This window comes from Pseudomonas sp. BIGb0381, from assembly GCF_024809815.1.
Lineage (GTDB): Bacteria > Pseudomonadota > Gammaproteobacteria > Pseudomonadales > Pseudomonadaceae > Aquipseudomonas.
Map to the genome: position 1 here is coordinate 10,987 of NZ_JANUEN010000007.1, position 20,658 is coordinate 31,644.

Sequence of the window (20,658 nt, forward strand, 5' to 3'; positions counted from 1 at the left end):
CCTGCACTACTGAATGTAAACTCCTACATGGCCGCCCATGTCGGGCCCTGCGAGCCACCGAGTTCGACATGACCCGCACCCATGAAATCCGCCCTGACCTGGACGAAGGCATCGACCGCAAGGTGCTGGCCCAATTGCGCGCGCGCTTCATGGCCCTCAATGAAGGTCGCATGGCTCGTGCCGTCGAAGGGCTGACGCCGCGCCAGCAAAGCGTGCTGACCCTGCTGCCGCTGTTTTTTCACGTCAATCATCCGCTGTTGCCAGGTTACGTATCGGGCAGCACGCCAGCCGGGCTGTCGAACTTCGAGCCCGACGCCCAGGCCCTGACCGAAGCCCAGCGCTTGACCCGCTCGTTCTCTTACAAGCCGCGTCCGGTTAATCAACCCAAACCGATCCATGGCCTGTTCCTGATGGGCAGCCTCGGCACCCTGGCCCAGGCCGATCAGAGTGACATGGATGTGTGGGTGTGCCACGCCCCCGACCTGGGTGAAAACGAGCTCGCGGAGCTGCGCAAAAAATGCCAACTGCTGGAAGCCTGGGCCCTCACGATGGGCGCCGAGGCACACTTCTTCCTGATCGAGCCGACGCGCTTCGTACTCGGCGAGCGCGATACGCAGCTGAGCTCCGACGACTGCGGCACGACCCAGCACTACCTGTTGTTGGACGAGTTCTACCGCACAGCCATCTGGCTGGCCGGGCGCACGCCGATCTGGTGGCTGGTGCCGGTGTATGAAGAAACCCGCTATGCGGAATTCACCCACACACTGATCTCAAAACGTTTTATCCGCGCCGATGAAACCCTCGACCTCGGCCACCTGGCGCGCATCCCTCCCGGTGAATTCATTGGTGCCGGGCTGTGGCAACTGTTCAAGGGCATCGAGTCGCCGTACAAATCGGTACTCAAGCTGCTGCTGACCGAGGTCTACGCCAGCGAGCACCCGAACGTGCATTGCCTGAGCCTGCGCTTTAAGCGCGCGGTGTTCGCCAACCAGATGGACCTGGATGAGCTGGACCCGTACATCGTGGTGTACCGCCGTATCGAGGAATACCTCCGGGCACGCAACGAGCCCGAGCGCCTGGAACTGGTGCGCCGCGCCTTGTACCTGAAGGTCAACCGCAAACTCAGCGCCGGTCAGCGCAATGCCAGCTGGCAACGGCTGTTGCTGGAACGCCTGGCCCATGAGTGGGGCTGGGACCAGCGCCAACTGGCGCTGCTGGACAGCCGCAGCCAGTGGAAAGTACGCCAGGTGGCCTCCGAGCGCCGGGCCCTGGTCAGCGAGCTGAACTACAGCTATCGCTTCCTGACCCAATTCGCCCGTACCGAACAGACCGTCAGCCTGATCAACAAGCGTGACCTCAATGTGCTCGGTCGGCGCCTATACGCAGCCTTTGAACGCAAGGCGGGCAAAGTCGAATTCATCAACCCCGGCATCGCCCCGGACCTGGCCGAAGACACCCTGACCCTGGTGCAATCGCCCAACCGCAAGGAGCCCGGCCAGCACCACTGGGGCCTGTACAACGGCAACCTCACGGCCCTGGAGTGGGAGCACTTCGCGCCGATCAAGCGCAGCCGCGACCTGCTGGAAATGCTCACCTGGTGCCACCGCAACGGCGTCATCGACAGCAGCACCCGCCTGGCGCTGCACCCCGGCACCAGCGACATGACCGAATTCGAGCTGTTCAACCTGCTGGGCAGCCTGCAACAGACGATCGCCCTTCCCCTGGCCAGCGTTGATGAAGCGCGCCTGCTGCGCTCGGCGGTGCCCGAGGAAGTGTTGCTGCTGATCAACGTCGGCGTCGACCCACTCAAGCATCATCGCGACCTGAATATCCTGATGACGACGGAGCGCACCGATTCCCTGAGTTATGCCGGTGTGCGCGACAACCTCGTACTGACCCTGGACCAGGTCACCCTCAACAGTTGGAACGAGGTGATGGTCAGCCGCTACGACGGCCCGCACGCCCTGCTCGATTGCCTGCGCGACTACCTCAATCAACTGCCGTCAGATCACTTGCCACGCCTGCGGGTACGCTGTTTTTGCCATAACCGTGCGCAATTCATTGCCCAGCGCGTGGAAGAAGTCTTCGATACCGCGCAAAACCTGCTGCTGGGTCAAGGCAACCACCGCTACTTGCTCCAAGTGCAGCAGCACTATCACGTGATGGAGTTGATGCCGGGCCAGGCCACCCACGTATCGCTGGCGACCCAGGATGCACTGGTCGCCTATCTCAGCGAGGAGCTGGCCAGCTACAGCCCGCTGCATCTGGATGCCATGGCCCTGGAAGACCACGACCTGGCGCTGTTGCTGCCCATGGGCATGGCCGATTGCGTGCAGGTGTTCTACCGGGTCAATGAAGGCTTCGCCGAGCTGTATGTGCTGGATGAGTTCAACGCGCTCTGGCAGCAGAGCTTGCCGTTTCATGATGAGCAGAGCCTGTTGGCACCGCTGCAGCGCTTTTTGCAGTCGATCATCTATCGCCGGGAAGCGCTGTCGCCTTTGGATACGCAACAACCGTTGGGCGAGGTGCAAACCTTGTACTACCAACTGTTGCCGTCGGGAGGCACGCGCGCGCGCGGCGTCGAGCCGCGGCCGGCCCCGCAAAATCCCGCCAACAAACCGTTTTATGACGTGCAGGCGATTATCGGCAAGGCGGCGCAGGGCCAGGTGGGCATTACCCTGTACTGCAATCAGCGGGAATTTTCAGAACTGGAATTCGGCGACCAGCTCTTTGCCGTGGTCGCCCAGGAGATCGTCGGTCAACGCCGGGAAGCCGAGCGCTACCGCTGCTACATCACCGACCTCGACCTGTCGGGGCTGCTCGGTGATGTGCAAAGCCCAAGCAATTTGTATCTGCGCTACAAGGCCGAGCTGGAGCTCGCGCTGAATGAAGCGCTGAGCCAGATTTAGAGAGGGAAGGCACCGCCATCTTTCGGCTGGCCTTCAACGCTGAGCAGTTCAAGCTTGAGGGTCTTGCCACCCGGTGCCGGCCAATCGATGTGCTGCCCTACCTGCAAGCCAAGCAAGGCACTGCCCACCGGGGCCAGGACCGAAATCTTGCCTGCATCTGCGTTCGCATCTTTCGGGTAGACCAGGGTCAGGTGGTAGTCCTTGCCGCTGCCTTGCTCACGGCAATGAACGCTGGAGTTCATGGTCACGACCGTTGCAGGCACTTCATCGTGGCCAACCACTTCTTCGGCGCGGTCGAGTTCGGCTTGCAGCGCAATAACGCCCGGCTGCGTCTCGTCCATACGGTCGATCAATTGCTCAAGACGCTGCACATCAAGACGGGTGAGGATGATGGAAGGTGCGGTCATGATTCAGGCAGACTCCTTTTTTCTGCACAAAAAAGCAAAACCCCGCCAGGAAAAGGCGGGGTTCTCACGGGCCTCGATGAGTTGAGGCGTACCCGGACACTATCACAGCAGCGCAAATAAACAAGACAGGCTCAAGACGCCGCCTTGCGTTGCTCGGCCTGGGCCACGATCACTCGGCGCCGCTGATCATCGGCGGAGCGCCATTCACGGATGTCTTCCACATGGCGGAAGCAGCCGAGGCAGACTTTTTGCTCGTCCAGGCGACACAAACTGATACAAGGTGACGGCACCGCCGGGCTGACATTACTGAACAGCGGCTTGGGCGGGCGTACGAGTGCAGGCTGGCTCACGATCAGATCTCGTCAAAGTCCAGCTCGGCGCCGGTATATTCGTGGACCAGGCGCGTGAGCATCTCGCCCAACAACTCTTCACTCTTGTCGCACTGCCATTTGCCGCTTTCTTCGTCGTAGTCGAAGTGAACGCCACCGGAGCGCGCCGCCAGCCACAGCTGACGCAGCGGTTCCTGGCGACTGAAGATCAGTTGCTGGCCACTCTCGAACTTGACGGTCAGCACGCCGGCCGAGTTTTCCAGGTCCACATCCAGGCCGCTATCGTCAAAAATATCTTCCAGCGCCTGCTGGGTCGCATCCACCAGGTCGTGAAAACGGGCTTCGGTCAAACTCATTGTGGCAACCTCAAAAGTGTCTGGTTTTGCTCAAGCGCCGCACGATACGGGCGAGCCTCGCCGATTGCAAAGGATACCGATTTCAGCACGATTGACGGCGTGAAATATCCTCAACCAGCGTAGTCCGCTTCCCGACCATCTCGGCAAACCCCCGCCGGACGGGTATTTCAGCGCATAGGCAAGCTGGCGGGTGGTCGGTATACTCGGGCGCAATTAATGCATATTCAAGGATTTCGCCATGAAGCGCCTGATCTCTTCCCTTGCTGCGCTCGTCGCGGTCGCTTGCCTCGTTAGTGCCTGTGGTCAAAAAGGCCCGCTGTACCTGCCCGATGACAGCAAAGACCCGAATGAACAGGCGCAATCGTCGCAAAAGCCATCCAAAGCGCATAAGCACGACACCTACGAATAAGGGAACTCCATGGACGCTTTTAACTACCGGGACGGCGAGCTGTTCGCGGAAGGCGTGGCGTTGTCCGCGATTGCCCAGCGCTTTGGTACCCCGACCTACGTGTACTCCCGTGCGCATATCGAAGCCCAATACCGCTCGTTCACCGACCCTCTCGAGGGCGTACCGCACCTGGTGTGCTACGCAGTCAAGGCCAACTCCAACCTGGGTGTACTGAATGTCCTGGCGCGTCTGGGCGCCGGTTTCGACATCGTCTCCCGTGGCGAGCTGGAACGGGTCCTGGCCGCCGGCGGCCAGCCCGACAAGATCGTGTTCTCCGGCGTCGGCAAGAGCCGCGAGGACATGCGCCGGGCCCTGGAAGTCGGCGTGCATTGCTTCAATGTCGAATCCACCGACGAGCTGGAGCGCCTGCAAGTCGTCGCGGCCGAGGTGGGCGTTCGTGCGCCGATCTCCCTGCGCGTCAACCCGGACGTCGATGCCGGCACCCACCCGTACATTTCCACCGGTCTCAAAGAGAACAAATTCGGCATCGCCATTGCCGACGCCGAAGACGTGTACATCCGCGCCGCCCAGCTGCCGAACCTGGAGGTGCTGGGTGTCGACTGCCATATCGGCTCGCAACTGACCACACTGCCACCGTTCCTGGATGCCCTCGACCGCCTGCTGGCATTGATCGACCGCCTGGGCGAATGCGGCATCTACCTGCACCACATCGACCTCGGCGGTGGCGTGGGCGTGCGTTATCGCGATGAAGAGCCCCCGGCGATCGCCGACTATATCCAGGCCGTGCGTGAGCGCATCGAAGGCCGCGACCTGACGCTGATGTTCGAGCCGGGCCGCTATATCGTCGCCAACGCCGGCGTGTTGCTGACCCAGGTCGAGTACCTCAAGCACACCGAGCACAAGGACTTTGCCATCGTCGACGCGGCGATGAACGACCTGATCCGCCCTGCGCTGTACCAGGCCTGGATGAATGTCACCGCGGTGACGCCTCGCAACAGCGAAGTGCGCGCCTATGACATCGTCGGCCCGATCTGCGAGACCGGTGACTTCCTGGCGAAGGATCGTCAACTGGCCCTGGAAGAAGGCGACCTGCTGGTCGTGCATTCGGCCGGTGCCTACGGGTTTGTCATGAGTTCCAACTACAACACCCGCGGGCGTACCGCCGAGGTGCTGGTGGACGGTGATCAAGCGTTTGAAGTGCGTCGCCGCGAGACGGTAGCCGAGTTGTATGCTGGCGAAAGCCTGCTGCCGGAGTAAGCCATGCTGCTGCGTTTTACCAAGATGCACGGGCTGGGCAACGATTTCATGGTCCTCGACCTGGTCAGCCAGCACGCGCACATCCTGCCCAAGCACGCTAAACAGTGGGGCGACCGGCATACCGGGATTGGTTTCGACCAATTGTTGATCGTCGAGGCGCCAAGCAACCCGGAGGTGGATTTCCGTTATCGGATCTTCAACTCCGACGGCTCCGAAGTGGAACAGTGCGGCAACGGTGCGCGCTGCTTTGCACGCTTTGTGCTGGACAAGCGCCTGACCGCCAAGCGGCAGATTCGCGTCGAGACCAAGAGCGGTGTGATCGAGCTGGATATCCGCAGCGACGGCCAGATCAGCGTCAACATGGGCGCGCCACGCCTGGTGCCGGCGGATATTCCGTTCCAGGCCAGCGAGCAGGCCACCAGCTATGCAGTGGATGTCGACGGCAAGATCGTCGACCTGGCGGCCGTCTCCATGGGCAACCCCCATGCCGTGCTGCGGGTCAACGACATCAACACTGCGCCCGTGCATGAACTGGGGCCGAAGATCGAACACCACCCGCGCTTTCCGGCGCGGGTCAATGTGGGCTTCCTGCAGGTGATCGACCGTTCCCGCGCGCAATTGCGTGTGTGGGAACGCGGCGCCGGCGAAACCCAGGCCTGCGGTACAGGTGCTTGCGCCGCTGCCGTGGCCGCGATCAGCCAGGGGTGGATGGATTCGCCGCTGTTGATCGACCTGCCCGGTGGACGCTTGTCCATCGAATGGGCAGGCCCTGGCCACCCGGTGATGATGACCGGGCCGGCCTCGCGCGTATACGAAGGACAGGTCCGTCTATGAGTGAGCCAAGCCAATGACCGATAAGCCTCAAGTGCCCGCACAAGCAACCCCGAGCGAAAGTCTGGAGGCCGCTGCCGTCGCGGCGTACCTTGAGGCTAATCCGGACTTCTTCGTCGAACACGAAGAACTGCTGCCGGCCCTGCGCATCCCCCACCAGCGTGGCGATACCGTGTCGCTGGTGGAGCGACAGATGAAGATCCTGCGCGAGCGCAATATCGAAATGCGCCACAAGCTCTCGCACCTGATGGATGTCGCCCGCGACAACGACCGTCTGTTCGAGAAAACCCGCCGCCTGATTCTTACCCTGATGGACGCCGGCAGCCTGGAAGAAACGGTGATTGCCGTGGAAGACAGCCTGCGCCAGGACTTCCAGGTGCCTTTTGTCAGCCTGATCCTGTTCAGCGACAACCCGATGCCGGTAGGTCGCTGGGTCAGCGGCAACGACGCACAAACCGCGATCGGCGGCCTGCTTTCCGAAGGCAAGACCATCAGCGGCACCTTGCGCGAGCATGAACTGGACTTCCTGTTCGGCGCCGAACAGCGCAAGCAGATCGGCTCTACCGCCGTAGTCGCCCTCAGCCATCAAGGCCTGCACGGCGTACTGGCCATTGCCAGCCGCGATCCCGCGCACTACAAAAGCTCGGTGGGCACGCTGTTCCTGACCTATATCGCCGAAGTGCTGGGCCGAGTATTGCCGCGCTTCACCACCGCCCTTCGCGCGGTGCGCTAGCCATGGAACGGCAACTGGACGCTTATTGCGCTCACCTGCGCAACGAGCGCCAGGTGTCGCCCCATACGCTGGAAGCTTACCGACGGGACTTGAACAAGGTCCTGGCCTACTGCGAAAAACAGCAGATCGCCAGTTGGAAGGCCCTGGATATCCAGAGCCTGCGCAGCCTGATCGCAAGGTTGCACCAGGCGGGCCAGTCCTCACGCAGCCTGTCGCGCCTGCTGTCGGCGGTGCGTGGCCTCTATCACTACCTCAATCGCGAAGGCCTCTGCGACCACGACCCGGCCAATGGCCTGGCTCCGCCGAAAGGCGAGCGACGCCTGCCCAAGACCCTGGATACCGACCGCGCCTTGCAATTGCTCGATGGCGCCGTGGAGGACGACTTCCTCGCCCACCGCGACCAGGCGATCCTCGAACTGTTCTACTCTTCAGGCCTGCGCCTGTCGGAGCTGACGGGGCTGAACCTCGATCAACTGGACCTGGCCGACGGCCTGGTGCAGGTGCTCGGCAAGGGCAGCAAGACCCGGGTGCTGCCGGTAGGCAGGAAAGCCCGCGAAGCCCTGCAAACCTGGCTGCCGCTGCGCGCCCTGGCCAACCCGGTGGACGACGCGGTGTTTATCAGCCAGCAAGGCCGGCGCCTGGGGCCACGGGCCATCCAGGTTCGGGTCAAGGCCGCGGGCGAGCGCGAGCTGGGGCAGAACCTGCACCCGCATATGCTGCGGCACTCCTTTGCCAGCCATATGCTGGAATCGTCCCAGGATCTGCGCGCCGTGCAGGAACTGCTCGGCCATTCCGACATCAAGACCACGCAGATCTACACCCATCTGGACTTCCAACATCTGGCAACGGTCTACGACAGCGCCCATCCACGGGCCAAACGCATCAAGGGCGGCGACTCATGAGTATCAAGCTGATCACCTTCGACCTGGACGACACGCTCTGGGACAACGTACCCGTCATCATCGGCGCCGAAGCGTCGATGCGCGAATGGCTGGCCACCTACGCCGCCAAAGTTGGCGACCTGCCCCTGGAGCATTTTGCCAGCCTTCGCCAGCAGGTACTGCAACGTCATCCCGAACTCAAACACCGCATCAGCGTCCTGCGCCACCGAGTCTTGATGCATGCGTTTGAAGAGGCCGGTTACCCACAGCCTGAGGCCACGGAAATGGCCGATGTGTGTTTCGAAGCGTTCATTCACGCCCGCCATCAGCTCACGCCATTCCCAGAAGCCGAGCCGATGCTGCAAGCACTGCGCCAGCACTTTCTGCTGGGTGTGATCACCAATGGCAATGCCGATGTGCAGCGTGTTGGCCTGGCGGACTATTTTCACTTTGCGCTGCGCGCTGAAGATATTGGCATCGCCAAGCCGGATGCGCGGCTGTTCCAGGAAGCGCTGCAGCGCGGCGGAGTAGATGCCAGTGCGGCGGTGCATGTTGGCGACCACCCCGGGGACGACATTGCTGGGGCGCAGCAGGCGGGGCTGCGGGCGGTGTGGTTTAACCCGTCGGACAAGGTGTGGGAAGGGGATAAACTCCCGGACGCACAGATTCGCAGCCTGACGGAGTTGCCGGCGTTACTTCGTAGCTGGCAGTAATACGGGTGAGAAAAATGTGGGAGGGGGCTTGCTCCCGATAGCGGTGTATCAGTCTCCCGATGTATTGACTGACCTACTGTAATCGGGAGCAAGCCCCCTCCCACACTTGATTGGGGGGTGACCTGTAGCCGGTTATTACAGGCATGAAAAAACCCGCAGCGACGGCGGGCTTTTTCTTGCAAGCAGGTGGCTGACCTTAGATAGGTCGGCTGCCGTACTTGTTATCCGGCTTCTTGGGCGGGTCTGCAACCACATTGGGCTCGACTTCAACCACTTTGCCGCCTTTGGCAAGAAACTCTTCCATCGCACGGGCCAGCGCATCGCGCTCTTTATTCTTGGCTTCAACGCTCGGCAATTCATCTACCGAAACAGCAGCCTTGGCTTTGCCCTTGGCTTTGGGAGCCGCGTCATCGCCACCACCGTCATCGGCCTCGTCAGCAACGTCGTCAACTGCTGCCGCATCAAGACTATCTTCGGCCTCGTCGTCGTCACCTACTTCGAGGTCGTCGTTTTCCAGATCATCGTCGCTCATGTTCTACCTCATGACTTGCGAAAAGCAGATTAGTTATAGCCCAGCTTCATCCTCTGTCGAGGTCACCGGGGAAAAATCAACATCCACCGGATAACCAGTGGCTTATGCCCCATCACCGTGCAAGGTGGCGAGGACTTTACGAGCACCGCCATGATCACGGTGCTCGCCCAGATAAACACCTTGCCAGGTCCCTATCGCCAAGCGGCCGGCCTTGACCGGCAAACTCAGCTGGCAGCCCAGGAGACTGGCCTTGAAGTGCGCCGGCAGGTCATCCGGACCTTCGTCGTTGTGTTCGAACCCGGCGCGGCCCTGCGGCACCAGCGAGTTGAAAAAACGCTCGAAGTCACGACGAACCGCCGGATCGGCATTCTCGTTGACGGTCAACGAGGCCGAGGTGTGCTGCAGCCACAGGTGCAACAGGCCCACGCGGCAGGCCTTCAGTTCAGGCAAACCGGCAAGCAACTCGTCAGTCACCAGGTGAAAGCCCCGGGGCTTGGCCCGCAGGGTAATCAGGGTCTGTTGCCACATACAGTTCTCCGCCCATCGGCGCGCATTCTAGCGCGCTCTGGGAAAAAACAAAGTGCCGAATACGCCTACATGCCTGTAAGACATTCGCACGGTGGAAAGTGCATGACAAACTCTGCGCAAAAACCGGCACAGCTTGTTATGACTGACAAACGCCAGGCAAAAAAATGCCCGGCAAGCCGGGCATCTTTTTTTCGCGTACTTACAGGTTGTAGCCGCGTTCGTTGTGTTGCGCCAGGTCGAGGCCGACAGCCTCTTCCTCTTCGGTGACACGCAGGCCCATGACCATGTCCAGCACCTTGAGGATGACGTAGGTGACAATGGCCGTGTAGATCACGGTGAAGCCGACACCTTTGCACTGGATCCAGACTTGAGCTGCAATGTCAGTCACGGTGCCGAAGCCGCCCAATGCAGGGGCTGCAAACACACCGGTGAGGATCGCACCGACGATACCGCCGATACCGTGCACGCCGAATGCGTCCAGGGAGTCGTCATAGCCCAGTTTGCGCTTGAGGCTGGTGGCGCAGAAGAAACAGATCACACCGGCCACCAGGCCGATCACCAGAGCGCCCATCGGGCCAACAGTGCCAGCGGCCGGCGTAACGGCTACCAGACCAGCCACGACACCCGAGGCGATGCCCAGTGCGCTTGGCTTACCGTGAGTGATCCACTCGGCGAACATCCAGCCCAGGGCTGCAGCAGCGGTAGCAATCTGAGTCACCAGCATCGCCATACCGGCGGTGCCGTTGGCCGCAGCCGCAGAGCCGGCGTTGAAGCCGAACCAGCCAACCCACAGCATGGCAGCACCCACCAGGGTGTAGCCCAGGTTGTGAGGCGCCATTGGTGTGGTCGGGAAGCCTTTACGCTTGCCGAGCACGATGCACGCCACCAGGCCAGCAACACCGGCATTGATGTGCACCACGGTGCCGCCGGCGAAGTCCAGCACGCCCCAGTCCCATAGCAGGCCACCGTTGCCGCTCCACACCATGTGGGCGATTGGCGCATAGACCAGAGTGAACCAGATAGCCATGAAGATCAGCATGGCGGAGAACTTCATGCGTTCGGCGAACGCACCGACGATCAGTGCCGGGGTGATGATGGCGAAGGTCATCTGGAAGGTGATGAACACTGCTTCCGGGAACAGCGCAGCCGGCCCGGTGATGCTGGCCGGGGTCACACCCGCCAGGAACGCCTTGCCCATGCCGCCGAAGAAGGAGTTGAAGTTGACCACACCCTGTTCCATACCCGTGGTATCGAACGCGATGCTATAGCCGTAGACGACCCACAGGATGCTGATCAGGCCCGTGATGGCGAAGCACTGCATCATTACCGAAAGAATGTTTTTGGAGCGCACCATGCCGCCGTAGAACAGCGCCAGGCCTGGAATGGTCATGAACAGCACCAGCGCAGTGGATGTGAGCATCCAGGCGGTGTCGCCGGAATTGAGGACTGGAGCAGCCACTTCGTCTGCCGCCATGGCCAGGCTTGGCATTACGATGGACAACAGGGCTCCGAGCCCTGCGAATTTACGCAGAGTCATATTGTTTTCTCCTGGGGCGTTGGGGTTTGGCGGCTTAGATTGCGTCGGTATCGGTTTCGCCGGTACGGATGCGAATAGCCTGTTCCAGATTGACCACGAAGATCTTGCCGTCACCGATCTTGCCGGTGTTGGCGGCCTTGGTTATCGCCTCGATAACCCGGTCAAGATCCTTGTCGTCAATAGCGACATCAATCTTCACCTTCGGCAGGAAATCGACTACATATTCCGCGCCGCGATACAGCTCGGTGTGACCCTTCTGCCGACCGAAGCCCTTGACCTCAGTAACGGTAATGCCCTGCACGCCGATCTCGGACAACGACTCGCGTACATCGTCCAACTTGAACGGCTTGATGATGGCAGTGACTAGCTTCATGAAAACTCTCTCCCGAATTGGTGGACTTGCCCCAGGAAAACAAACCCGTCTCAAGTCTAAGCGCAGTGCCTGGCTTTGTAACGCATCGTCGCAGGGCAGTTGCCATTACGACGCCAGCGAACCACTGGTGACGAAACCTGTACCCCTGATCCGTCGGCGCACTGCATTCGTCACAGCGACTGCATCAGTGCATGGGTCATGATCGTCTAAGCAGAAACCTTGCCAGCTCCGTAAAAATCACTGAAATCAGTCCTTTGCCCACTCAAGCCCACCAGCGGGGCTATCTGGCGACGACAATGCGCACTAAAACAGCGCATAGCCGCCCAGCCTGATGCGCGAAAAGCGTGCGACTCAGACCGTAAAAAAGACTATAGACGCTGCGTGATACACTGCCCGCCAACAGTTTTCCGGAATATTCCCCATGCTCGCGCCCAAAGACCTCCTCGACGCCCTGAGCGGCCACGCCTCTCGTCTGTTCAGCGGCGACACCCCGCTGCCCCGCAATGAAATCGAAAGCCAGTTCAAGGCCTTGCTGCAAAGCGGTTTCAGCAAGCTCGACCTGGTGAGCCGGGAAGAGTTTGATAGCCAGATGGTGGTTCTTGCCCGCACCCGTGCGCGGTTGGAGAGCCTGGAGGCGAAAGTTGCAGAGCTGGAAGCGCGGTTGACCCCTCCTGCTGAATAAATGCGATCAGTGTGGGAGGGGGCTTGCTCCCGATGGCGGTGTATCAGCCGGTATCAATGCTGACTGAAACATTGCTATCGGGAGCAAGCCCCCTCCCACATTTGCTCAACCTTTTGTTCTGGATACGTTCTGTAAAACCTCCCCGCCTCGCTCTTCCCCACCTCGTCTACCCTTGAAAAACCGCAGGAAGCGGCCTCCCCTTTTCAAGGAACGAGCATGTCCCTCGCCATCGTCCACAGCCGCGCCCAGATCGGCGTCGAAGCCCCTGCCGTCACCGTCGAGGTGCATATGGCCAATGGTCTGCCGTCCCTGACGCTGGTGGGGCTGCCGGAAACCGCGGTCAAGGAAAGCAAGGACCGCGTACGCAGCGCCATTCTCAACTCCGCGTTGCAATACCCTGCCCGCCGGATCACCCTCAATCTAGCGCCCGCCGACCTGCCCAAGGACGGCGGCCGTTTTGACCTGGCGATTGCCCTGGGAATCCTGGCGGCCAGCGTGCAGGTGCCGGCGCTGATGCTCGATGACGTGGAATGCCTGGGGGAACTGGCGCTGTCCGGCGAGGTGCGCGCCGTGAAAGGGGTGTTGCCGGCGGCGTTGGCGGCACGCAAGGCCGGGCGCACCGTGATAGTGCCGCGGGCGAATGCCGAGGAGGCGTGCCTGGCGTCGGGGTTGAAGGTGATTGCGGTGGACCACCTGCTGCAAGTGGTGGCGCACCTGAATGGGCATGTGCCGATCGAGCCATACAAGTCCGATGGTTTGATGTACTTGAACAAGCCCTATCCGGACCTGAGTGAAGTCCAGGGCCAGCTCGCGGCCAAACGAGCGTTGCTGATTGCGGCAGCGGGCGCGCATAACCTTTTGTTCAGTGGGCCGCCCGGCACCGGCAAGACCTTGCTCGCCAGCCGCCTGCCAGGTTTATTACCGCCGTTGAGCGAACAGGAGGCGCTGGAGGTTGCCGCGATTCAATCGGTTGTAAGCCTGGCACCGCTGAGCCACTGGCCTCACCGGCCGTTTCGCCAACCGCACCATTCGGCATCAGGCCCGGCACTGGTGGGCGGCGGCTCAAAACCACAGCCAGGAGAAATTACCCTGGCTCATCATGGGGTGCTGTTTCTCGATGAGCTGCCGGAATTTGATCGAAAGGTGTTGGAAGTGCTGCGTGAACCGCTGGAGTCGGGGCATATCGTGATTTCCCGCGCTCGCGACCGAGTGAGTTTCCCGGCGCGCTTCCAACTGGTCGCGGCGATGAACCCCTGCCCTTGCGGCTATATGGGCGAACCCAGCGGGCGCTGTCGCTGTACGCCGGAGCAGATTCAGCGGTATCGCAACAAGCTCTCAGGACCGCTGCTGGACCGGATTGACTTGCACCTGACCGTGGCGAGGGAAACGACAGCGCTGAACCCGATCCAACAGATGGGCGAGGATACCGCCCATGCCTCAGCGCGGGTCGCCCAGGCTCGCGAGCATCAGCAAAAGCGCCAGGGCTGTGCGAATGCCTTTCTTGATCTGCCGGGGCTGCGCGAGCACTGCAAGCTCGCGAAGGTGGATGAAAGCTGGCTGGAAACGGCCTGTGAACGACTGACCCTATCGCTGCGCGCGGCCCATCGACTGCTCAAGGTGGCACGCACCCTGGCGGATCTGGATCAGGTAGATACCATTACCCGCGACCACCTGAAAGAGGCCCTGCAATACCGCCCGGCGGCGATCACTTAAGCTTGGCGCAGAGCCAAATGTGGGAGGGGGTAAGCCTCCCACATTTTGTACAGCGGTGGCTCAGCGAAACCGATCCACCTCATGGCGCAGGCTCGCCGCCAATGTCTCCAGTTCCTTGGCGGTAATCGCCAGGTTGGACACCACTTCCCGCTGCTCGCTGTTGGCAAGCGCGATGCTCTGCAGGTTGCTGCTGAGCAAGGTCGCGGTGCTGCTCTGCTCTTGGGTGGCGGTGGTAATCGCGGCGAATTGCTGGCCGGCCGAGCGACTTTGCTCGTCGATACGTGCCAGGGCCGAGGCCACGTCGGCGTTGCGCGACAGGCCTTCCTGCATCAGCGCGTTGCCTTGCTCCATGGTGCTGATAGCGTTGCCGGTTTCCTTCTGAATGCTCTGGATCATGCCGGAAATTTCATCGGTGGCTTCACGGGTACGCGACGCCAGGTTACGTACTTCGTCGGCCACCACAGCAAACCCACGGCCTTGCTCCCCTGCGCGGGCGGCTTCAATGGCGGCGTTGAGCGCCAGCAAGTTGGTCTGTTCGGCAATCGAGGTGATCACGCCGACGATCCCGCCGATTTCCTGGGAGCGCTGGCCGAGGGTGTTGATCACCGTGGCCGTGCTGTTCAGGGCGGTGGCGATGTGTTCCAGCGACGACGACGCTTCCCGCATCGAGGTGCGGCCAATGCGGGTCTGCTGGGCGTTTTCCTGGGCCAGGCGTTCGGTATTGCCCATGTTGTCGGCGATATTCAACGACGTGGCGCTGAACTCCTCTACCGCGCCGGCCATGCTGGTGATTTCGCCGGATTGCTGCTCCATGCCCTCATAGGCACCGCCGGACAAACCGGATAAGGCCTGGGCGCGGCTGTTGACCTCTTCGGCTGCGTTACGGATATGCGAGACCATGGTCGACAGCGCTTCGCCCATCTGGTTGAAGCTGCGCGCCAGTTGGCCGATTTCGTCATGGCTGGACACGTTCAAGCGCGCGCTCAGATCGCCCGCCCCCAGGGACTCGGCCTGACGCACCAGGTCACTCAGGGGCTGCAACTTGCTGCGCAGCAGCCAGACCGTGGCGCCCACCGCCAGCAACATCGCCAGCACGCTGCCGATCACCAGGCGAATACCCACGGCCCAGGTCACAGCGCGGATTTCAGCTTTCGGCATGCTCGCGACTACAGCCCACGGACCACCTTCGAACGGTACCGAAACGCTATAGAAATCTTCGTTCTTGTCGCTCCAGAAGCGGCCTTTGCCTGGGGTCTTGGCCAGGTCCAGCATCACCGCCACCGATTGATCCAGCGCCTGCACACCGGCGGGTGGCACCAGCCAGTGCTTTTGCTCATCCAGCAGCGCAAGGGAACCGGTCTGGCCAATTCGGAAACGCTTGAGGTTTTCGAATTGGGCGTTCTGCGCATCGGTGTAGTCAAAACCGATGAACAGCACGGCGATGACCTTACCGCCGCTGTCACGCACCGGGCTGTACTGGGTCATGTAGGAGCGATCGAACAACACCGCCCTGCCGATGTAGGTCTGCCCACCCACAACGCGCTGATAGGCCGGGCCCTGACGGTCGAGGACGGTGCCGATGGCGCGGTTGCCATCCTGCTTGGTCAGGGACGTGCTGATCCGGATGAAGTCGTCGCCACTGCGCACAAATACGGTGGCCACGCCGCCGGACATTTGCTTGAACTCATCCACTTCATCAAAGTTGTTATTCAGCACCTCGCTGCCCAGGTACAGGCTGGGCGTCTGAACACCGGCTACGGTCACGGGTTGGTCCGCATGCACGCTCAACCCGGCGCCGAAGCGCTTTTCAAACAGCCCGCTCAAACGCTGAGTGCTCTCGCGCAAGGTGCCGTGGAAGGTATTGAGCTGGTCGGCGAGCAGACGCGCCTCACTGGCCAGGTGTTCCTCGCGGGTGTCGAGGTTAGCGGAGTCGAGGGAACGCAAGGCAAACACCGTACTGCCGCTGATAACGACAGCCAGAATCACGGCTAACGCGAGGCCTAACTGGGAGGCAATCCGGGCGCGAGGTTGAGACATGACAGCTCCTGGCCGAGGCCAGGATCATCCTGATCTCATAGCGCTGCTCGGCAAATTATCTGATGGGAAACGTTGGTGCACGATAGTTCCAACACACCTACTTCGGCTGGCCGCAGCAATACTTGAGCGATTCACAGGGGTATGACGCAAACGGTTGCGAACCAACGCTTCCACCCCTTCAGTCGAGGCGCTCTACCGCAGGCAACACCATCGCCTGCACCTCGCCTTGCAGAAAATCCGCCAACCGTCGCAAGCGCTCGCCGCCAGGGCGGGTTTTTGGCCACACAAGGTAGTAATTTTCCCCACTGGCCACCGCCGTCGGCCACGGCAGGCTCAATCGTCCCTGGGCGACGTCTTCAGCCACCATCAGCAAATCGCCCATGGACACGCCGTAGCCCCGCGCAGCAGCGATCATGCCCAGCTCCAGGGTGTCGAACACCTGCCCGCCCTTGAGTGACACTTGGGACGACAGCTGCATGCGCTCCAGCCAGTTGCGCCAGTCTCGCCGGTCGGGCGTGGGGTGCAGCAATTCGGCGGTGGCCAGGCGCGCGGCATCCCAAGGTCCATCCTCCAGCAGGTTCGGCGCACCGACAGGAATCAACAGCTCCGGGAACAGGTAACGGGCCTCCCAATCCGCTGGAAAATGCCCATCGCTCAGCAGCACCGCACAGTCGAAAGGCTCCTGATTGAAGTCCACCTCGTCCACGCTCATCCAGGCGCTGGTCAGTTGCACCTCATTGCCCGGCTGCAGCGCCCGGAAGCGGCTGAGCCGCGCGAGCAGCCAGCGCATGGTCAATGTGGAGGGGGCCTTCATGCGCAGGATGTCATCTTCGGCATTCAAGGTATGGCAGGCCCGCTCCAGCGCCGCAAACCCTTCGCGCACGCCGGGCAACAACAGGCGCGCCGCCTCAGTGAGCTGCAAGGCGCGGCCGTTGCGCTGGAACAGGCGGCAGGCGAAATGCTCTTCGAGCGTGCGGATATGTCGGCTCACCGCACTTTGGGTAATCGACAGCTCCTCCGCAGCGCGGGTGAAGGAGCTGTGCCGGGAGGCCGCTTCAAAGGCACGCAACGCATAAAGAGGAGGAAGACGACGAGACATTGGGAAAGCTCCGACAGCACAGTGCTGAAACCCTACCAGAATCAATCAGACATGAGTTTTAATCATGCAAACCATCGCATTTATCCCTTTGTGCAATGGGCTGGAAGCGCCGAGAATCAACCCCTCCCCAACCCTCTGACTTTTTGAGCGTGATGATCATGCAGCATCCGGCACGTACCGAACTCTGGGCCATTCTGCGGCTGTCAGGGCCGTTGATTGCCTCACAGTTGGCACACATGCTGATGGTGTTGACCGACACCCTGATGATGGCGCGCCTGAGCCCCGAAGCCCTGGCCGGTGGCGGCCTGGGCGCGGCGAGTTATTCTTTCGTCGCGATTTTCTGCATCGGCGTGATTGCCGCCGTGGGCACCTTGGTTGCGATCCGCCACGGCGCGGGTGATATCGAAGGCGCCACCCGCCTGACCCAGGCCGGGCTGTGGCTGGCCTGGCTGATGGCCTTGGCGGCGGCCCTGCTGCTGTGGAACCTCAAGCCGGTGCTGCTGATGTTCGGCCAGACCGAAACCAACGTGCACTCGGCAGGGCAATTTCTGACCATGCTGCCGTTCGCCCTGCCTGGCTACCTGAGCTTCATGGCCCTGCGCGGTTTCACCAGCGCCATCGGCAAGGCCACTCCGGTGATGGTGATCAGCCTCGGCGGCACGGTGGTCAACTACCTGCTCAACCACGCGCTGATCGAAGGCATGTTCGGCCTGCCCAAGCTCGGCTTGATGGGCATTGGTTTAGTCACGGCCATTGTCGCCAACAGCATGGCGCTGGCGTTGATGTGGTACATCCGCAGCAACCGGGCTTATGCAGCCTACCCGCTGGGCACCGGGCTGCTGCGCCTCAACACCCAGTACTTGCGCGAGCTGTGGCGCCTGGGCCTGCCGATTGGCGGTACCTATGCGGTGGAGGTCGGGCTGTTTGCCTTTGCTGCACTGTGCATGGGCACCATGGGCAGCACGCAGTTGGCAGCGCACCAGATCGCCCTGCAAATCGTGTCGGTGGCCTTTATGGTGCCCGCGGGGATGTCCTACGCGGTGACCATGCGCATCGGCCAGCACTACGGCGCCGGGCAATTGCTGCATGCGCGCATGGCCGGGCGCGTCGGCATAGGCTTTGGCGCGGCAATAATGCTGGGATTTGCCGCCGTGCTGTGGCTGTTTTCAGACCCGCTGATTGGACTGCTAATCGACCACGACAACCCGGCGTTCCACGATGTGATCGTCCTGGCCGTCAGCCTGCTCGCCGTCGCCGCCTGGTTCGAGCTGTTCGACGGCGTGCAAACCATTGCGATGGGTTGCATTCGCGGGCTCAAAGACGCCAAGACCACCTTCCTGATCGGTGCAGGCTGCTACTGGTTGATTGGCGCGCCTTCAGCCTGGTTGATGGCCTTCACGTTGGGCTGGGGTCCCACCGGCGTGTGGTGGGGCCTGGCGCTGGGCCTGGCCTGCGCCGCGATTAGCCTGACCTGGGCGTTTGAAGCGAAGATGAAGCGGATGATTCGCCGGGAAGGCCAGGAGCCCGAAGCCGACACCGGCTTTCAGGCTGCACAGGTCGACTAGAGCCCCTCGCTCACGCAGGTGCGCTGGCCATTGCCGAAGGTCAGGTATTCCACCAACTCCGGCAACGGCAGCGGCTTGCTGATCAGGTAACCCTGGGCCTGGTCGCAGCCGAACAGCCGCAACAGCGCCAGTTGCTCGGGGGTTTCCACACCTTCGGCCACCACTTCCAGATTGAGGTTGTGCGCCAGGTTGATCATGGCGTGCACCAGCTTACGGTTTTCCTCACGCTCTTCCATGCCGCCGACGAAGCTCTTGTCGATTTTCAACAACGCAATCGGCAGGCTGTTGAGGTGCACGAACGATGAGAAACCGGTGCCGAAGTCATCCAGGGAAAACCGCACGCCCAAACGGCCAAGGGCGTCCATGGTCTGCTTGACCAGGTCACTGCGGCGCATCACGGCGGTTTCGGTCAGTTCGAATTCCAACCATTGCGCTTCCACGCCGCGCTCGCTGATCAGCCGGCTCAGCGTAGAAAGCAGCTGGCTGTCCTGGAACTGGCGAAACGACAGGTTTACCGCCATATGCAGCGGCGGCAGGCCGCGTTCGCGCAGGTCTTGCATGTCACGCAAGGCCCGGGAAATCACCCAGTAACCCAACGGTACAATCAGCCCACTCTGTTCGGCCAGTGGCACGAATTCACTCGGCGGCAACAGGCCACGCTCGCCGTGGCGCCAACGCACCAGGGCTTCCAGGCCAACGATATGCCCGTCGTCCAGGTCGAGGCGCGGCTGGTAATGCAGCTCCAGCTCATCGCGGCGCAAGGCACGGCGCAGCTCGCTTTCCAGGTCGGCCAGGCTGCGCGCGTTGCGGTTGATGCGTTCGTTGAAGATATGAAAGGTACAGCCCTGGGTGCTCTTGGCTTGCTGCATGGCGATATGGGCGTGCCACATCAGCGGGTCGGCGCCGGCACGCGCCCGGGCATGGGCCACGCCCAGGCTGCAGCCGATCAGCAGGCTTTCGCCATCCACCCAATAAGGCTCGGCCATGGCTTCGGTGATGCGCTCGGCCATCCACTCCGCACGCTGGGGCGCGCGACGCGTATCGATCAGCAGGGCGAATTCGTCGCTGCCCAGGCGCGCCAGTTGATCGCCGGCTTCGAGCTGGCTCTTAAGCCGCGAGACCACTTGCAGGATCAGGCGGTCGCCGGCCTGGTGGCCGAGGGCATCGTTGGCATGGCGGAAATTATCGAGGTCCAGGTGACCGAGGGCCAGGCCGCGACCTTCGTTCTCGGCCAACCGTGCGGCCAGCAGGGTCTGGAAGCCCTGGCGGTTGGCGATGCCGGTGAGCGGGTCCTGTTCGGCCAGGCGCTGCAGAGTGTTTTCCAGCACACCACGCTCACGCACATGGCGCAGGCAACGACGCAGGGTGTCAGCGTCCAACGCATTGCGGATCAGCCAATCACTGACGCCCAGCGGCGAAACCAGCGGTTCCTGCTCCAGCAACAACACGCACGGCAAGCTGCAACGGCCAGGGCCGGGTTGCAGGCTGGGCGTGGTCAACAGCACGGCGCTGTCGTCGTCGTCGAACAGACGACTCACCGAGTCCCAGTTTGGCGCGCTGATCAGCACAGCCCCATCGCCCATCGGCGCCAGGCACTCGCGCAACAACGCTGCCCACTCAGGCGTATCGGCCAGTAGCAGCAAACGCAAGGGTTCGACAGGCGTAGACAAGCTAGCTCCCTAGACTCTGCAAAAATTCGTTGGCGGCGGGCATTATGACGTGCGGCCTGATAATCACCAATGATAGGGGCTATCAAATACGCAGGCT

Annotated in this window: 20 protein-coding genes; 10 read left to right on the forward strand and 10 right to left on the reverse strand. The window is 61.7% G+C overall.

The window, feature by feature from the left end:
• Nucleotides 1–68 precede the first annotated feature (68 nt).
• Nucleotides 69–2,909 carry a class I adenylate cyclase gene (locus tag M2397_RS18875; RefSeq protein WP_145337428.1) on the forward strand — a complete coding sequence of 947 codons (2,841 nt, stop codon included), beginning with the start codon at nt 69–71 and terminating at the stop codon, nt 2,907–2,909.
• Here the strand turns inward: M2397_RS18875 and rnk are convergent.
• The 3 genes from rnk to cyaY all read right to left on the reverse strand — a co-directional run bounded on the left by rnk (nt 2,906) and on the right by cyaY (nt 4,001).
• On the reverse strand, nt 2,906–3,316 hold the full coding sequence (gene rnk, locus M2397_RS18880) for a nucleoside diphosphate kinase regulator (RefSeq protein WP_131697619.1): 411 nt from the start codon (nt 3,314–3,316) through the stop codon (nt 2,906–2,908). The genes M2397_RS18875 and rnk overlap by 4 nt on opposite strands.
• A 131-nt stretch (nt 3,317–3,447) precedes the next feature.
• Nucleotides 3,448–3,666, reverse strand: a complete 219-nt coding sequence (locus M2397_RS18885) for a DUF1289 domain-containing protein (RefSeq protein ID WP_131697620.1) — start codon at nt 3,664–3,666, stop codon at nt 3,448–3,450.
• Between the two features lie 2 nt (nt 3,667–3,668).
• On the reverse strand, nt 3,669–4,001 hold the full coding sequence (cyaY, locus tag M2397_RS18890; protein ID WP_032884360.1) for an iron donor protein CyaY: 333 nt from the start codon (nt 3,999–4,001) through the stop codon (nt 3,669–3,671).
• Nucleotides 4,002–4,239: 238 nt separating this feature from the next.
• Here cyaY and M2397_RS18895 point away from each other — a divergent pair, with 238 nt between their 5' ends.
• Genes M2397_RS18895 through M2397_RS18920 form a run of 6 tightly spaced genes read left to right on the forward strand, consistent with a single transcriptional unit; the run spans nt 4,240 to nt 8,825 of the window.
• The gene (locus M2397_RS18895) at nt 4,240–4,410 is read left to right on the forward strand and encodes an LPS translocon maturation chaperone LptM (protein WP_010207449.1); all 171 of its coding nucleotides are present in this window, start codon (nt 4,240–4,242) and stop codon (nt 4,408–4,410) included.
• A gap of 9 nt (nt 4,411–4,419) precedes the next feature.
• Nucleotides 4,420–5,667, forward strand: coding sequence for a diaminopimelate decarboxylase (gene lysA, locus M2397_RS18900; protein WP_259244239.1), 1,248 nt, complete (start codon nt 4,420–4,422; stop codon nt 5,665–5,667).
• Nucleotides 5,668–5,670: 3 nt separating this feature from the next.
• Nucleotides 5,671–6,501 (forward strand): diaminopimelate epimerase, encoded by an 831-nt coding sequence (gene dapF / locus M2397_RS18905; protein WP_131697622.1) that lies wholly within the window; start codon nt 5,671–5,673, stop codon nt 6,499–6,501.
• 13 nt (nt 6,502–6,514) lie between these two features.
• Nucleotides 6,515–7,231, forward strand: coding sequence for a DUF484 family protein (locus tag M2397_RS18910; protein WP_131697623.1), 717 nt, complete (start codon nt 6,515–6,517; stop codon nt 7,229–7,231).
• A gap of 2 nt (nt 7,232–7,233) precedes the next feature.
• Nucleotides 7,234–8,133: a tyrosine recombinase XerC gene (gene xerC / locus M2397_RS18915; RefSeq protein WP_131697624.1), complete on the forward strand. Its 900-nt coding sequence runs from the start codon at nt 7,234–7,236 to the stop codon at nt 8,131–8,133.
• A complete protein-coding gene (locus M2397_RS18920) occupies nt 8,130–8,825 on the forward strand; it encodes an HAD family hydrolase (protein ID WP_259244240.1) in 696 nt (231 codons plus the stop codon). Before xerC ends, M2397_RS18920 begins: the two co-directional genes overlap by 4 nt.
• 196 nt (nt 8,826–9,021) lie before the next feature.
• On the opposite strand, the gene sutA is transcribed toward M2397_RS18920, so the two are convergent.
• The 4 genes from sutA to glnK form a co-directional block, all read right to left on the reverse strand.
• Complete coding sequence (gene sutA / locus M2397_RS18925; RefSeq protein WP_131697626.1) at nt 9,022–9,357, reverse strand: transcriptional regulator SutA; 336 nt, start codon at nt 9,355–9,357, stop codon at nt 9,022–9,024.
• Nucleotides 9,358–9,459: 102 nt separating this feature from the next.
• Nucleotides 9,460–9,885 carry a secondary thiamine-phosphate synthase enzyme YjbQ gene (locus tag M2397_RS18930; RefSeq protein WP_065938004.1) on the reverse strand — a complete coding sequence of 142 codons (426 nt, stop codon included), beginning with the start codon at nt 9,883–9,885 and terminating at the stop codon, nt 9,460–9,462.
• A 199-nt stretch (nt 9,886–10,084) separates the two neighbouring features.
• Nucleotides 10,085–11,422 carry an ammonium transporter gene (locus M2397_RS18935; protein WP_131697627.1) on the reverse strand — a complete coding sequence of 446 codons (1,338 nt, stop codon included), beginning with the start codon at nt 11,420–11,422 and terminating at the stop codon, nt 10,085–10,087.
• A 34-nt stretch (nt 11,423–11,456) separates the two neighbouring features.
• Nucleotides 11,457–11,795, reverse strand: coding sequence for a P-II family nitrogen regulator (glnK, locus tag M2397_RS18940; RefSeq protein ID WP_002555808.1), 339 nt, complete (start codon nt 11,793–11,795; stop codon nt 11,457–11,459).
• 421 nt (nt 11,796–12,216) lie between these two features.
• On the opposite strand from glnK, the gene M2397_RS18945 reads away from it, so the two are divergent.
• On the forward strand, nt 12,217–12,477 hold the full coding sequence (locus M2397_RS18945; RefSeq protein WP_027608312.1) for an accessory factor UbiK family protein: 261 nt from the start codon (nt 12,217–12,219) through the stop codon (nt 12,475–12,477).
• Between the two features lie 216 nt (nt 12,478–12,693).
• Nucleotides 12,694–14,190 carry a YifB family Mg chelatase-like AAA ATPase gene (locus M2397_RS18950; RefSeq protein WP_145337425.1) on the forward strand — a complete coding sequence of 499 codons (1,497 nt, stop codon included), beginning with the start codon at nt 12,694–12,696 and terminating at the stop codon, nt 14,188–14,190.
• 60 nt (nt 14,191–14,250) lie between these two features.
• Here M2397_RS18950 and M2397_RS18955 read toward each other — a convergent pair whose 3' ends face one another.
• A complete protein-coding gene (locus M2397_RS18955; RefSeq protein ID WP_259244241.1) occupies nt 14,251–16,227 on the reverse strand; it encodes a methyl-accepting chemotaxis protein in 1,977 nt (658 codons plus the stop codon).
• Between the two features lie 178 nt (nt 16,228–16,405).
• The gene (locus tag M2397_RS18960) at nt 16,406–17,326 is read right to left on the reverse strand and encodes a LysR substrate-binding domain-containing protein (protein WP_131697630.1); all 921 of its coding nucleotides are present in this window, start codon (nt 17,324–17,326) and stop codon (nt 16,406–16,408) included.
• A gap of 152 nt (nt 17,327–17,478) precedes the next feature.
• Here M2397_RS18960 and M2397_RS18965 point away from each other — a divergent pair, with 152 nt between their 5' ends.
• Nucleotides 17,479–18,891, forward strand: a complete 1,413-nt coding sequence (locus tag M2397_RS18965) for a NorM family multidrug efflux MATE transporter (protein ID WP_131697631.1) — start codon at nt 17,479–17,481, stop codon at nt 18,889–18,891.
• Here the strand turns inward: M2397_RS18965 and M2397_RS18970 are convergent.
• Complete coding sequence (locus tag M2397_RS18970) at nt 18,888–20,561, reverse strand: bifunctional diguanylate cyclase/phosphodiesterase (protein ID WP_131697632.1); 1,674 nt, start codon at nt 20,559–20,561, stop codon at nt 18,888–18,890. The two genes, M2397_RS18965 and M2397_RS18970, sit on opposite strands and share 4 nt — an antisense overlap.
• Nucleotides 20,562–20,658 lie beyond the last annotated feature (97 nt).

Bases quoted from the DNA above. Each gene is read 5' to 3' on its own strand.
- M2397_RS18875 (WP_145337428.1), top strand. From the start codon at position 69: ATGACCCGCACCCATGAAATCCGCCCTGACCTGGACGAAGGCATCGAC.
- rnk (WP_131697619.1), bottom strand. From the start codon at position 3,316: ATGACCGCACCTTCCATCATCCTCACCCGTCTTGATGTGCAGCGTCTT.
- cyaY (WP_032884360.1), bottom strand. From the start codon at position 4,001: ATGAGTTTGACCGAAGCCCGTTTTCACGACCTGGTGGATGCGACCCAG.
- M2397_RS18895 (WP_010207449.1), top strand. From the start codon at position 4,240: ATGAAGCGCCTGATCTCTTCCCTTGCTGCGCTCGTCGCGGTCGCTTGC.
- lysA (WP_259244239.1), top strand. From the start codon at position 4,420: ATGGACGCTTTTAACTACCGGGACGGCGAGCTGTTCGCGGAAGGCGTG.
- dapF (WP_131697622.1), top strand. From the start codon at position 5,671: ATGCTGCTGCGTTTTACCAAGATGCACGGGCTGGGCAACGATTTCATG.
- M2397_RS18910 (WP_131697623.1), top strand. From the start codon at position 6,515: ATGACCGATAAGCCTCAAGTGCCCGCACAAGCAACCCCGAGCGAAAGT.
- xerC (WP_131697624.1), top strand. From the start codon at position 7,234: ATGGAACGGCAACTGGACGCTTATTGCGCTCACCTGCGCAACGAGCGC.
- M2397_RS18920 (WP_259244240.1), top strand. From the start codon at position 8,130: ATGAGTATCAAGCTGATCACCTTCGACCTGGACGACACGCTCTGGGAC.
- sutA (WP_131697626.1), bottom strand. From the start codon at position 9,357: ATGAGCGACGATGATCTGGAAAACGACGACCTCGAAGTAGGTGACGAC.
- M2397_RS18930 (WP_065938004.1), bottom strand. From the start codon at position 9,885: ATGTGGCAACAGACCCTGATTACCCTGCGGGCCAAGCCCCGGGGCTTT.
- M2397_RS18935 (WP_131697627.1), bottom strand. From the start codon at position 11,422: ATGACTCTGCGTAAATTCGCAGGGCTCGGAGCCCTGTTGTCCATCGTA.
- glnK (WP_002555808.1), bottom strand. From the start codon at position 11,795: ATGAAGCTAGTCACTGCCATCATCAAGCCGTTCAAGTTGGACGATGTA.
- M2397_RS18945 (WP_027608312.1), top strand. From the start codon at position 12,217: ATGCTCGCGCCCAAAGACCTCCTCGACGCCCTGAGCGGCCACGCCTCT.
- M2397_RS18950 (WP_145337425.1), top strand. From the start codon at position 12,694: ATGTCCCTCGCCATCGTCCACAGCCGCGCCCAGATCGGCGTCGAAGCC.
- M2397_RS18955 (WP_259244241.1), bottom strand. From the start codon at position 16,227: ATGTCTCAACCTCGCGCCCGGATTGCCTCCCAGTTAGGCCTCGCGTTA.
- M2397_RS18960 (WP_131697630.1), bottom strand. From the start codon at position 17,326: ATGTCTCGTCGTCTTCCTCCTCTTTATGCGTTGCGTGCCTTTGAAGCG.
- M2397_RS18965 (WP_131697631.1), top strand. From the start codon at position 17,479: ATGATCATGCAGCATCCGGCACGTACCGAACTCTGGGCCATTCTGCGG.